Annotated in this window: 11 protein-coding genes; 8 read left to right on the top strand and 3 right to left on the bottom strand. The window is 59.8% G+C overall.

All coding sequences use genetic code 11. The annotated features are described in order from the left end of the window. Nucleotides 1-105 precede the first annotated feature (105 nt). Nucleotides 106-2,454 (bottom strand): transglycosylase domain-containing protein, encoded by a 2,349-nt coding sequence (locus tag J7E24_RS01090; protein WP_317195605.1) that lies wholly within the window; start codon nt 2,452-2,454, stop codon nt 106-108. 133 nt (nt 2,455-2,587) lie between these two features. Beyond that, a complete protein-coding gene (locus J7E24_RS01085) occupies nt 2,588-5,746 on the bottom strand; it encodes a tetratricopeptide repeat protein (protein WP_215134248.1) in 3,159 nt (1,052 codons plus the stop codon). 253 nt (nt 5,747-5,999) lie between these two features. On the opposite strand from J7E24_RS01085, the gene J7E24_RS01080 reads away from it, so the two are divergent. From J7E24_RS01080 to atpG, 8 genes are all read left to right on the top strand, one after another. Next, nucleotides 6,000-6,251 (top strand): AtpZ/AtpI family protein, encoded by a 252-nt coding sequence (locus tag J7E24_RS01080; protein ID WP_215134246.1) that lies wholly within the window; start codon nt 6,000-6,002, stop codon nt 6,249-6,251. Between the two features lie 117 nt (nt 6,252-6,368). Beyond that, nucleotides 6,369-6,776: a hypothetical protein gene (locus J7E24_RS01075; protein ID WP_215134244.1), complete on the top strand. Its 408-nt coding sequence runs from the start codon at nt 6,369-6,371 to the stop codon at nt 6,774-6,776. Nucleotides 6,777-6,809: 33 nt separating this feature from the next. Next, entirely contained in the window at nt 6,810-7,862 is a 1,053-nt protein-coding gene (atpB, locus tag J7E24_RS01070) for a F0F1 ATP synthase subunit A (protein WP_215134242.1), read from the top strand. 59 nt (nt 7,863-7,921) lie between these two features. After that, the gene (atpE, locus tag J7E24_RS01065; protein WP_019946527.1) at nt 7,922-8,182 is read left to right on the top strand and encodes an ATP synthase F0 subunit C; all 261 of its coding nucleotides are present in this window, start codon (nt 7,922-7,924) and stop codon (nt 8,180-8,182) included. Between the two features lie 145 nt (nt 8,183-8,327). Continuing rightward, a complete protein-coding gene (locus J7E24_RS01060; RefSeq protein ID WP_215134239.1) occupies nt 8,328-8,822 on the top strand; it encodes a F0F1 ATP synthase subunit B in 495 nt (164 codons plus the stop codon). Nucleotides 8,823-8,935: 113 nt separating this feature from the next. Continuing rightward, nucleotides 8,936-9,496: an ATP synthase F1 subunit delta gene (gene atpH / locus J7E24_RS01055; protein ID WP_215134237.1), complete on the top strand. Its 561-nt coding sequence runs from the start codon at nt 8,936-8,938 to the stop codon at nt 9,494-9,496. Nucleotides 9,497-9,502: 6 nt separating this feature from the next. Beyond that, on the top strand, nt 9,503-11,083 hold the full coding sequence (gene atpA / locus J7E24_RS01050; protein ID WP_215134235.1) for a F0F1 ATP synthase subunit alpha: 1,581 nt from the start codon (nt 9,503-9,505) through the stop codon (nt 11,081-11,083). A gap of 147 nt (nt 11,084-11,230) precedes the next feature. Beyond that, nucleotides 11,231-12,121, top strand: a complete 891-nt coding sequence (gene atpG, locus J7E24_RS01045; protein WP_215134233.1) for an ATP synthase F1 subunit gamma — start codon at nt 11,231-11,233, stop codon at nt 12,119-12,121. Between the two features lie 98 nt (nt 12,122-12,219). Here the strand turns inward: atpG and J7E24_RS01040 are convergent, their stop codons facing one another. Further along, nucleotides 12,220-12,957, bottom strand: coding sequence for an HAD family hydrolase (locus J7E24_RS01040; RefSeq protein ID WP_215134231.1), 738 nt, complete (start codon nt 12,955-12,957; stop codon nt 12,220-12,222). Between the last annotated feature and the right edge of the window lie 75 nt (nt 12,958-13,032).

The following is a 13,032-nucleotide window of genomic DNA, read 5'->3' as shown; positions in this document are numbered from 1 at the left end:
TGGCAGTCTGAATCAGGAGTTCAACAAAAAATGTGGCCAGGATGTCCCGGCCACATTCGATAAAAAACAGCTGTTCAGCGCAAAAATCAGCAAAGATCTGTGCTGCTAGATATCCTCGCCGCGCAGGTCTTCCATCTTCACCTGGTTAAGCTTTTCCTCGCTCGGGATGGTGTCGCGCTGGCCACCGGCGCCGCCGTAGTAGCGCGAGCAGTCGGTTTCGATGGTGAGTTGCGCGGGTTTGGGGAAGGGGCCGGTGTTGATGTCGAGGCTCTTGTCGGCGTATACTTTCTTCATGAACAGGCCGTACATAGGTAGGGCCATGCGCGAGCCCTGCCCGTAGTAGCCGTTGCGGAAGTGAATGCTCCGGTCTTCGCCGCCCACCCACATACCGCACACCAGATCGGGCGTGAGGCCCATAAACCAGCCGTCGGAGTAGTTGTTGGTGGTGCCGGTTTTGCCGCCCATCTCATGCGGAAATTTGAAGCCGGTTTTGAGGATGATGCTGGTGCCGCCACGCTCCTCGACGGCCCCACGCAGCATGTAGGTCATCAGGTAGGCGGTTTCCTCGCTCAAGGCCTCACGGGTCTGGGGCACGAACTCGCGTAGCACGTTGCCGTTCTTGTCCTCGATGCGCGTCACCATCACAGGTGAAGTCCAGATACCTTTGTTGACGAAGGTGCTGTAGGCGCCCACCATTTCGTAGATGCTCACATCGGACGAGCCGAAGCCCACGGCTGGTACTGCCTCGATGGGCGAGGAAATGCCCAGGCGCTTGGCGTAGCTAACCACTGTTTCGGGGCCCAGCTTCTGCACCACCCAGGCCGTAATCGAGTTCATAGACCGCGCCATGGCTTCCCGGAGCGTGAAGGTGCGGCCCGAGAAGGTGCCCTCGAAGTTGCGGGGCGTATAGGAGGCCCGGCCGGCAACGGCCGGAAAAGTAACGGCTACGTCGGGTCGTTGGTAGCAAGGCGAGTAGCCCTGATCGATGGCAGCCACATACACGAAAGGCTTGAACGTGGAGCCTGGCTGGCGCTTGCCCTGGCGTACGTGGTCGTACTTAATGTACTTGTAGTTGACGCCGCCCACCCAGGCCTTAATGCGGCCATTAAGCGGGTTGATAGCCACAAAGCCGGCCCGCATCAGCCGCTTGTAGTAGGCCAGCGAATCCATCGGCGACATCGTCACCTCTTTCTCGTTGTTGGGGCTGTTCCAACTGAAAACCTTCATCGGGTACTTCTTATTCAGGTAGTACTTCACCGAATCGGGTTGGTCGGGGAAGCGGCCCTGCAACGAGCGGTAGCGGCCGGTGCGCTTAATGGACGTGGCCAGGAAGCCCGGAATCACCCGGCCGCTTTCGTCGCGCCAGGGCTGCTGGCCCTTCCACTGCTGATCAAACCACTTCTGCTGCAGCTTCATGTGCTCGGCCACGGCCGACTCGGCGTATTTCTGCATCCGCGAGTCGATAGTCGTGTAGATTTTCAGGCCATCGGAGTACAAATCGTGGTCGGTTTCCTTGGCCCACTGGCGTAGCTCCTTGCTTACCTCTACCCGGAAATAGGGCGCAATTCCCTCATTCTGATTTTCTACCTGATAGTCTAGCTTCATGGGCCGCAGTGTGTCAGCCTGCAGCTGCTCGGCCGTGATGTAGCCGTACTTGTTCATCTGGCGCAACACCCAGTTGCGGCGGGCGCGCGAGCGGTCGGGGTTGAACTTGGGGCTGAAGCGCGTAGGCGCATTGAGTACGCCCACCAGCGTGGCCGCTTCGGGGCGGGTCAGCTTCATCGGCTGCTTGCCAAAAAACGTTTTGGCCGCCGTGTTTATACCAAAAGCGTTGGAGCCATAGTCATTGGTGTTCAAATACATGCGCAGGATTTCGCGCTTGGTGTAGCTGCGCTCCAGCCGGATAGCCAAAATCCATTCCTTGGTTTTCGTGATGAGCATACGCAGGCCCGGTACGTCGCTCAGCACCCCGTCGTTAAGGTCGCCACGGGTGCGGAACAGTACCTTGGCCAGCTGTTGGGTAAGCGTAGAGCCACCACCACCGCTGCCGCCGCTCAACAGGCCTGCCGCCACCCGGCCCGTAGCCTTGGCGTCAATGCCCGAGTGCTCCTCGAAGCGGGCATCCTCGGTCGCAATCAGGGCATCTACGAGGTGCTGGGGCAGGTCTTCGTACTCGGCGGGCGTCCGGTTTTCGCGAAAGTATTTGCCCATCAGCACGTTGTCGGCCGAGTAGATTTCCGAAGCCAACTCACTGCGCGGGTTCTCCAGCGACTTCAGGTTGGGCATGCGCCCGAACAGGTTCAGGAAGTTTGCACTCACGGCCCACACATAGAACACCAGTCCAATCAGTCCGAGCCCGAATAGCATCCAGAACGAGCGGGCCCAGCCGGTATAGCGCCCGGGGCGGTTAGGTTTAGGACGGGAAGCAGTTGTTTTTTTGGTGGCAGAGGCCATTTCAGGGAGTTAAAAACTGAAAATCAAGCGTGAAAAATTGTGCTCAGAATTGCTGGCCGGCAGCGAGAGTACTCGCATGAGTAGAGCCAGAACGGCAAATTTTAGCTTTTCACGCTTAAATTTTAATTCAAGATTATCGGTAGTTCTGGTCGTAGAAGCGCTGGTATTCGGTGGGATTTCCTTCCTGCAACAGTACTGGCAGGTTATCCATACCCACAACCAGCGTTTGGTAACCCGCCCCGCGCAGCTTACTCAGCGGCGACTGGGGGCCGCGCAGCTTCAGGGCGTAGCTCTGGGCCAGCCTGGCGTTGTCCAGCCCCTCAATGATGACGGCTTCTTCGGTTGCGTTCAGGGCTTGGCTGCGCACCTGCAGGCTGCTCGATTTGTAGAAGCGGCTGTTGTAAGCCGTCAACTGGGCGGCCAGATCGGTTAGCTGGGGGGCATCTTTGGCCAATACGATAACCACCGAGTGACTGGCCGCTAAATCGGCTTTGTAGGGCGAAGCCGGAGCCGCCGGCGCTGGCGTGGCAGCAGGCGGAATTACAGGCGCGACAGCGGGGCTGGTTGCCGGTGTAGTGGTTGGTGAAGTAACCGGGGCAGTAGCCGGCACTGCGGGCGTTGGTTCTGTTGGCGCAGTCGGCTCGGCTGTCTTCTTGGGTGCGGCAGGTGCCTTCCGACCCCGGGCGCGTGCCTGGGCCGCAGCCCGACGAGCAGCGGCGGCTTCTTCGGCTGGCGTAAGTGGGGCAGCAGGAGCCGGCTCGGCCGGAACCGGAGCATCAGGAGTAGCAACTGGTAGCACCGGAACCGGCTGCGTGGCTGCACCCGGGGTGGTAGTACCCGCCGGAGCATTTGCGCTGCTACTGGCAGGCGTAACTGCCGGAGCCGGGGTCAGGGGCGCCGGCAGCAATACCTGCGGGCTGGGCTCAGGACGGAAGCGGCGCACCGAGCGGGGCTCAATCTCGCCGGGCCGGAAATCCGACTTACCGGGCTCAGTAGTGCTGGCCATAGCCCCGGCAATCTGGCCCTGTTCGTATTTCTGGTAGGTTTCGAGCAGCGTTGAGGCCTTGGCCGCCAGCGGGCTTTGGGGGTAGTCCTTGTAGAACTTCTCTACTGCTGCCCTGGCAGTGGGCGGGGGCTGGGTGCGCACACTCAGCAGCGCCCCCAGGTAGGCCACCTGGTCGTTAAGGTCAGTTTCAGGATACTCCCTCCTGGCCTGATCCAGCGTCGTGCCAGCCTTCTTGAAATCCTGCCGCTTGTAGGCCGCGAAGGCCGAGTCAACCAGCACCGCCACTTTGGCGTTGGCCACCGAGGTGCGCCGCAGATAGTCGGGGTCGGCTACCAGCCGGGCGTACGACGAGTTAGGGTACGCCTGCCGCAGCCGCGCCGCGTACTGCTCGGCCTGAGTGGCGTCAGATTCTTTTCTTATTAGGTACAGAATGTACAGCGTCTCGGGCGTGTGTGGGCCCTGCGGATAGCGGCGCAACTGGGTTTCATAGGTTTCGACGGCCTTCTCAGGCTCGCGCAGCTGTTGGTTATAGATGCTGCCGAGCTGGTACAGCGCCTCCTGGGTCTGGTCGTCGGAAGTAGTAAGCTGTGCGGGTGTTAGTGGCACGTTCTGGCGGTACTGGCTCACCAGGTCGCGTAGCTGAGCCTGTGGGTCGACGGCGGGCTCGGTAGGGCTGCCCGGGTTCAATCCGGTGCCATTTACGGCGGTGCTGCTGTTGCCGGCAATACTCACGGGTACGCTGCCGCCCTGTGGCGTTACGGGCGAGCTGCTGGCCTGCGTTACGGTGCGCCAGTTATCCTGCAGGGGCCGGTCGCCCCAACGCCGGATAAAGTCGCCACGGGCCGTACTCAGAGCCGTTGGGTTATCGAAATACCACTTGCCCCCGGTGTTGCCCGCCAGAAAATCTTCGGAGCTGATATTGGGCTGCAGGTCGCGACCCGGAGCTAAGCCCACGGCGGTTTGCTGTTGAGCCTGCTGGCGCTCCAGTTCCCTGGCCTGGCGGGCGGCCAGCAGGTCGGCCTGGCGCTGGCGTTCGGCCAGTTCGGCTTCAGCATAGGCAGTCAGACGGGTGGTCAGTTCGTCGGGGCCGAGGCGGGCCAGGGCCTGCAGGCTGTCCTGGGTTTCTACAATGGTTAGCTGCCTGGCAAAGTCCTGCAGAATCCCGGCTCGTTCGGCCACGGCTTCGTAGGCGGGGTTGGCTTTGGGCATGGCCTGCACCGTGCTGTCGTAGTAAGCCGCGGCCAGCCGGTAGCGCTGCAGGTTTTCATAGTAGATGCGGCCCTGCAGCAGGTGCGTATAGGCTTTCTGTGAAGGGTTGCCTTTGGGCACGCGCACCGATTTTTCGAGCAGGGCCAGGGCCGCCGGGTATCGCTGCTGCCGGTATTCAAACCGGCCCATCTCGTAGTATATCTTGTCGGTGTACTCCTTGTTGTTGGGGTCTTTGAGTAGCTTGGCGAAGTATTTTTCCAGCCGGGCCCGGTCATTCAGGTTCAGGTCCGAGACCTGCCCCAGCATCAGCTTGCTGTAGAAATCCAGCTCATAGGGTGGGTTTTTCTTCAGAATCTGGTTCAGTTGGGCGTACGCTTTCTTGTCGTCGCCCTGCTGCTGGTACAACTGGGCCAGCACGTAGCGGGTGCGCGACTGCTCGTTCTTCTCCTCGATATACGGAATGGCTTTTTCGAGATTCTCGATGGCCAGCAGCGGCTCATTCACCCGCTGGTAGTACTCAGCACGGGTCAGGAACAGGGCGCGGGCGTTGCGCTCGGTACCGGCTTCCTTGTCGAGGATGTTCGATACGGCGGCCACGTTATCCAGCTCATTCAGGGCCAGGAAAGTGCGCATAAGCCAGACCAGCGCCTCGTGGCGGGCGTTGAGGTCTTTGCCGGTGCTGTTCACGTACTTAAACGTCTTGGCCGCGTCCTCGAACTCGCCTTTATAGTAGCGGGCTTGCCCGATGAGCAGGTAGCTGTCATCAGTCCAGTCGGAGCCGGGGCGGTACTGCACCGGTATCGAAGCCTTCTTGATGATGTCGTCCATGTCGGCCGTCAGGCGCGTGGCCGTGGGCTGGTCAATCACCGGAAATAGCGGCAATACGCGGTTGTAATCGTTGATGCGCTCCGCATTAAGCTTGGCCTCCACTTCCCTCATCTTCTCGCGGGCCAGGAAGTAGGCGTTGTCGCGGGCCACCACGTTGTCGTAGGTGCGGCCCACCAGCGAGCGGCGGTCGGAGCCGGCACAGCCAGCCAGTAGCGTGGCCAGCAGCCCGGTAGCGGCCAGTGCGGCCAAGGGGCGGGAAAGAGCAGCGCGAAGGGTCGTCGGGGTCGTCGTCAAGGCGGCAGAGAGGCTCGGGGCAGAAAAGAAGGACGGACGGAAAACGCCCGCCACCCACCGATTCGTTCGGGGGCTTGGGTTTTTCCTGCAACGTCGCAACCTGGGTAAAAGTACGGCTTTCTGCCCGGACGTTGCCGACAGGGGCCCTGGGGCGTTGCTAACGTGCTAAGCCCTAATTTTGTCGCCGCATCCTAGTATCCTACTGCTTATGGCCAGCCCAGTCAAGCCCCCCGACAACCCCGACAACCCCGATAACCGCTCCGACCGCCTGCGGACTGTGGCCCGCTACTCGGGGATTGGGATGCAGATGGCCGCCACTATTGGCCTGAGCACCTGGGCCGGCTACTCGCTCGATAAGCACTACCAGACCAACACGCCCTGGTTTACACTGGGCCTGATGCTGCTGGGCCTGTTCGCGGCGCTCTACAACGTAATCCGGGCCGTAAGCAAGGGCGAATAGGCTTTTGAGCTACTAGCGTATAGCTGTTGGTTTATAGCTTTTACGCCGGCTCATCGTTTACCAATAGCATCGAAGAAAGCTGTTAGCTAACAGCTATATGCTAACAGCGCAAAATGTATGAACTCCTTTCTCAAACCCTATATACTGTTCTGCTTGGTTGTGGGCTTTGTGCTGTATGCGCTGCACGGCCAGTTCGGTCCGCGCATTATTCATCCGTTCACGGTGTACACGTTTGCCTTCTTCGTGGTGCTCACGCTGGTGCTGTATCGGATGATGGAGCGGCTGCTCCGGGCCGATGCCGACAACTTTCTGGTAGCCTACTTCGGGGCCATGGTGGCCCGGCTGCTTTTGTCGCTTACACTAGTGCTGGTGTACCTTTTACGAGGTGGTGGGCAGGAAGGAAATGCCCGTTGGGCCTTTCTCGGGAGCTTCTTCATCCTCTATTTTCTCTTCGCCGGGTTTGAAGTATGGGCCGTTCTGAGTAACTTGCGCCCGTTTTCAAAACGGGACGAAATCACGAAATAAAGATTTTGTGAAAGAATTCCTAAGCCACTCTGAATGAAGCGCTTACTTTTTGCCCTCTTCTGCCTCCTTTCGCTGACGGCCCGTGCCAGCGAGCCGGTCGCTACTACGGCCGACGCAACGGAGTCCGAAAACTTCAACCCGGGCGAGATGATTCTGCACCACATCGGCGATTCGCACGAGTGGCACTGGTTCACGCTCGGCGAAACGCACGTTACTACCTACCTCCCCGTTATCGCCTACCGGGCGGGCAGCGGTCTGTCGGTGTTTTCGTCGCATGAGCTGGCCGAGGGCAAGGTGCACGAAGGCCTGAAGCTGGAGCACGAGCACCTGGTTTCGACCGACGGCGCCAAGGTCTACGACTTCTCTATCACCAAGAACGTAGCCACGCTGATGATTGCGTCGGCCCTGTTGCTGATTGTGTTCATAAGTGTTGCCCGCGGCTATGCCAAGCGCGGCACTGCCGCCCCCCGCGGTATGCAGTCGTTCTTCGAGCCCCTCATCATCTTCATTCGCGATGAGGTAGCGAAGAAGTCTATCGGCCCGAAGTACGAGCGGTACATGCCGTACTTGCTCACCGTGTTCTTCTTCATCTGGTTTAGCAACCTGCTGGGCCTGCTGCCCGGCGGTGCCAACCTCACCGGCAACATTGCCGTGACGCTGACCTTGGCCGCCATCACGCTGCTCATCACCCTATTCAGCTCCAACAAAAACTACTGGGCTCACATTTTCGCCACCCCCGGCGTGCCCAAGCCCCTGCTGTTTATTATGATTCCGGTTGAGCTTATCGGTGTCGTCGTAAAGCCCTTTTCGCTGATGGTCCGGCTGTTCGCCAACATTACGGCGGGCCACATTGTAACTTTGAGCTTCATTTCGCTCATCTTCATCTTCCGCAACATTGGTATTGCGCCGATTTCTATTGCCTTCGGCTTGTTCATCTTCTTTCTGGAGCTGCTGGTGGCTATTCTGCAGGCCTATATCTTTACGCTGCTAACCGCCATGTACATCGGCGGCGCCGTTGAAGACCACCACGATGCCGACTACCAGATAGGTGGCGGCGACGGGGCTGCTCCGGCCCAGGCCCATTAAGCACGCACACTTTCCTCTTCTGACTTTTTTCCGTTTTTCACTTCCCCAAATTCTTTTTTATGCTTCTTTCTCTGTTGTTGCAGGCCATTACTAATTCTGCTGGTCTGGCCGTATTCGGTGCCGCTATCGGTGCTGGTCTGGTTGCTCTGGGTGCCGGTCTGGGCATTGGTCGTATCGGTGGTCAGGCTATGGAAGCCATTGGCCGTCAGCCAGAAGCCTCGGGCAAAATCCAGACGGCTATGCTGATTGTAGCTGCGCTGATTGAAGGTCTGGCCCTGTTCGCCGTAGTAGTCTGCCTGCTGATTTCCTTCAATCTCTAAGGATAGAAGTACTACCAGAGCAGCCCGCTGCGCTAGGGCGCTTTAGCGCACAGCGTAGCGGGCTGTTTTGGCTTTTCCGGGGCCGGCACCTACGGTGGCCCTTCCGGATTCCAGCGTCTTAAGTACTCCTTACTGATTACTTCCCATGAATATTGTAACGCCCGAAATTGGCCTGATCTTCTGGCAGGTGGTGATCTTCCTCATCGTAGTGCTCCTGTTGCGCGCGTATGCCTGGAAGCCCATTCTCAGCTCCCTCAAGGAGCGTGAAAGCTCCATCGAAGGTGCCCTGCGCATGGCCGACCAGGCCAAGCTGGAAATGCAGCAGCTGCAGGCTGGCAACGAGAAGCTGTTGGCGGAAGCCCGCATGGAGCGCGACCGGATTCTGAAGGAAGCCACCACCATGTCGAACCAGTTCATCGAGCAGGCCAAAACCAAGGCCACCGAAGAGGGTGCCCGCATGATTGAGCAGGCTCGCGAAGCCATCCGCAACGAGAAAAACGCCGCGCTGGCCGAGGTGAAAAACACCGCTGCTCAACTCTCCATCGACATTGCCGAGCGCATCCTGCGCCGCGAGCTGACCGATCAGCCCGCACAGCAGCAGCTCGTCGATTCGTACCTGAAAGAAGTAAAGCTGAATTAGTCCGTTGGGGGTTGTCAGTTTTCAGTTGTCAGTTGTCAGGCGTTTTTAGCCCGGCATCAACAGCTAAAAACTGACAACTGACAACTAACAACTGACAACTGACAACTATAACAATGTCTGAACTACGAGTTGCTTCCCGTTACGCCAAGTCGCTGATTGATTTGGCCCTGGAGCGGGGTGAGCTGGAGCAGGTAAAGCAGGACATGGACCTGTTCAGCAAGACGCTGGGCGAGAACCGCGACCTGCGCATGCTGCTGCGCAACCCCATTGTGAAGCACGATAAGAAGCTAGCCATTCTGCAGGCCATTTTCGGTGGCAAGGTTACGGCCCTAACGGAGAAGTTCTTCACGCTCGTAACCCAGCACAACCGCGAAGACTCGCTCGTTTTCATCGGCGACGAGTTCCGCAAGCAGTACAACCTGAAGAAAGGCGTGCAGGTAGCCCAGGTAACTACGGCCACGGTGCTAGACCCTAGCCTGCGCGAGCAACTGCGCCAGCTCGTGCGCGAGCAGGCCGGCATGCCCGACGTAACGCTCCAGGAAAGCATTGACCCTTCGCTGATCGGGGGCTTTGTGCTCCGCATCGGCGACCAGCTCATCGACGACTCGGTGAGCTTCCGGCTGCGCAAGCTGCGCACCGAATTCTCGAAGAATCCCTACCAACCCCAACTATAACCCACCATGGCAGACGTACGTCCGGATGAAGTATCCGCCATTCTGCGGGAGCAACTCTCCAACTTCAAAACCGAAGCCGAACTCGAAGAGGTGGGCACGGTGCTGCAGGTTGGCGACGGTGTAGCCCGCATCTACGGCCTGGGCAACGCCCAGTCGGGGGAATTGCTCGAATTTGAAAATGGCCTGCAGGCCCTGGTGCTCAACCTGGAAGAGGACAATGTAGGTGCCGTAATGCTCGGCGACTACTCCGAAATCCGGGAGGGAGCTACCGTGCGCCGCACCAATAAAATTGCCTCCATCAAGGTGGGCGAGGGCATCGTGGGCCGCGTGGTAAACACGCTGGGCCAGCCTATCGACGGCCGTGGCCCCATCCAGGGCGAGACCTTCGAGATGCCGCTGGAGCGCAAGGCACCCGGCGTAATCTACCGCCAGCCGGTAACCGAGCCCATGCAGACCGGCATCAAGTCGATTGACGCGATGATTCCGATTGGCCGTGGCCAGCGCGAGCTGATCATCGGCGACCGGCAGACGGGTAAGTCAGCCGTGGCTATCGATACCATCCTCAACCAGCGCGAGTTCTTCGAGCGCGGCGAGCCCGTTTTCTGCATCTACGTAGCCGTGGGCCAGAAAGCATCGACCGTAGCCCAAGTGGTAAACGCCCTGACTAAGGGCGGTGCCATGGACTACACCGTGGTGGTATCCGCTTCGGCTTCCGATCCGGCACCGCTGCAGTTCTACGCGCCCTTCACGGGTGCCGCCATCGGCGAGTACTTCCGCGACACGGGCCGTCCGGCTCTGGTGGTGTACGACGACTTGTCGAAGCAGGCTGTGGCTTACCGCGAGGTGTCGCTGTTGCTGCGTCGTCCTCCCGGACGTGAGGCATACCCCGGCGACGTATTCTACCTGCACAGCCGCCTGTTGGAGCGTGCCGCTAAAATCAATGCCTCGGACACCATCGCGCGCGACATGAACGACCTGCCCGAGAGCATCAAGCACCTCGTGAAGGGCGGCGGTTCGCTCACGGCTTTGCCCATCATCGAAACCCAGGCCGGCGACGTTTCGGCGTACATCCCGACCAACGTAATTTCGATTACCGACGGACAGATCTTCCTCGAAACCAACCTGTTCAACTCCGGCGTGCGTCCTGCTATCAACGTGGGTATCTCCGTGAGCCGCGTGGGTGGTAACGCCCAGATCAAGTCGATGAAGAAGGTGGCCGGTACGTTGAAGCTGGATCAGGCGCAGTTCCGCGAGCTGGAGGCCTTCGCCAAGTTCGGCTCCGACCTCGACGCCTCGACCCGCCTCACCATTGAGCGCGGCCGTCGCAACCTCGAAATCCTGAAGCAGCCGCAGTTCTCGCCCCAGCGCGTGGAGGATCAGGTGGCCATCATTTATGCTGCCACCAACGGCCTGCTCGACCAGGTGCCTGTGAACAAGGTGCGCGAGTTCGAGAAGGAGTTCACCCTCACCATGCAGACCCGCCACGCTTCCGAGCTGGCGGCCCTGAAAGCCGGTAAGCTCGATGACACCGTTATCGGAGCCATCCGCCAGGTAACCAAGGACCTGTCGGCGCAGTACTCCGCTTAATTTAAGCTGTTAGCCGTTAGCTGTTAGCTGTTAGCTTCCGTTGGGAGGCGCGGCTAACAGCTAACGGTACCTGCTTTCTGCCGCCCAATTGAAGAAGGCGGCGAGTGCGCTAACAGCTAATAGCTAACAGCTAACAGCTCCAAAGAAATGGCTAGCTTAAAAGAAGTCCGTAACCGCATTGTGTCGGTGCAGAGCACCCAGCAGATTACCAAGGCCATGAAGATGGTGGCCGCGGCCAAGCTGCGGCGCGCCCAGGATAACATTCTGCGCATGCGACCCTACGCCCAGCGCCTCAATGGCATCCTCACCAACCTCACGGCCCAGGCCGACAGCGAGGTGCAGAGCGAGTATGGCATGGTGCGCCCCGTGCGCCGCGTGCTGCTCATCGCCATCACCTCCGACCGGGGCTTGGCGGGTGCGTTCAACTCCAACGTGTTCAAGGCCACCAACGCCCTGGTGCAAAACCGCTACGCTGAGCAGGCTGCGGCCGGTGGCGTAACGGTTATGGCCATCGGCAAGAAAGCCCACGACTACTTCGGGAAGCGCGGGCCCCTGCTCGGCGACTACCAGCACGTGTTCGGCAAGCTCTCCTTCGATACGGTGCGCGAGGCGGCCGAGCAGGCCATGGACGGCTTCCGGGCCGGCGAGTACGATGAGGTAGTGATGGTGTACAACGAGTTCCGTAATGTGGCCACCCAAATCATCCGGACCGAGCAGCTGCTGCCGCTGGTATCCGTTGAGGCCCCGGTACAGGCTGTTGCGACCAGCAATGCCGACTATATTTTCTCGCCTTCGAAGGAGGAGATTGTGCTGACCCTGATTCCGCAGTCGCTCAAAATCCAGCTATACAAGGCGGTACTGGAAAGCAACGCCTCGGAGCACGGTGCCCGCATGACGGCCATGGACAAGGCCACCGACAACGCCGGTGAGCTGCTCAAGGAGCTTAAGCTAACCTACAACCGTACCCGTCAGGCGGCCATCACCACCGAGATTCTCGAAATCGTGGGTGGTGCCGAAGCCCTGGCCGCGAGCCGGTAGTTTGTTTTGAATGTTTAGCTGACAGATATCGGCTACTAGCTTTCGTTTAACGACCTGCTTCCGCACGGAGGCGGGTCGTTTTTGCGTTCAACTCACCCTTACATGTACTGGCGCTTTGCTAATTTCTTGCTGGGCGCGGGAGCGTGGGGGTGCTGCTCCAACAGCGCCAGTACCTGCCGGGGCGTGAGGTGGGTGAAGTCGGCAATGACGGTGAGTGGGGCCTGGAAGTCGGCGGCTTTGAGGGTGGTGCTCACGGCTATGCAGCGCATACCGGCGCGGTAGGCCGCCTGCTCGCCCAGCAGGGCATCTTCGAACACCACGCACTGCTCGGGGGGCAGCCCCAGGTGGCGGGCCGTTACGGTGTAGGTATCGGGGTGGGGCTTGCCTTTCGACACGTCGTTTTTACCCACCACCACATCGAAGTAGCGGCGCAGGTCGAGGTGGTCGAGGATATAGGCGATGGTGTCGTCGCCCGAGCCGGTGCCCAAGGCTATTTTGAAGCCGGCCGTGCGGGCGGCCTGCAGAAAGCTGCGCAGGCCCGGTAGCTCCCGGCGCTTATTCCAGTACAACACCCGGTACAGCAGCTCGCGCTGGGCGGCGTACTCCTCCAGCTTTTTTTTAGGCACCGGGTTGGTGAAGACCTGTTGCAGGATGTCGCCGGCGGGCATACCGTTGAGGCGGCGCAACAGCCGGCGGGCGTTGGTGGTCAGGCCCAGGTCGCGGAACAGCAACTGAAACGCGCGGGCCTGGGCAGCGGTGTTGTCGATGATGACGCCATCCATGTCGAAGATGAGGGCGTAAGGCAGGGGCGAAGCGGGCATGGGGGCGGGGGGCATGGAGAAGAAAAACGCCTGTCATCCTGAGCGCCGCGAAGGACCTTCTTTCGGTAACGCCCGTGGCGGTACCAAAGG

The organism is Hymenobacter sp. ISL-91, assembly GCF_018613725.1.
Taxonomy (GTDB): Bacteria; Bacteroidota; Bacteroidia; order Cytophagales; family Hymenobacteraceae; genus Hymenobacter.
Note: the sequence above shows the minus strand (reverse complement) of the source record. Positions and strands in the feature narration are given on the sequence as shown.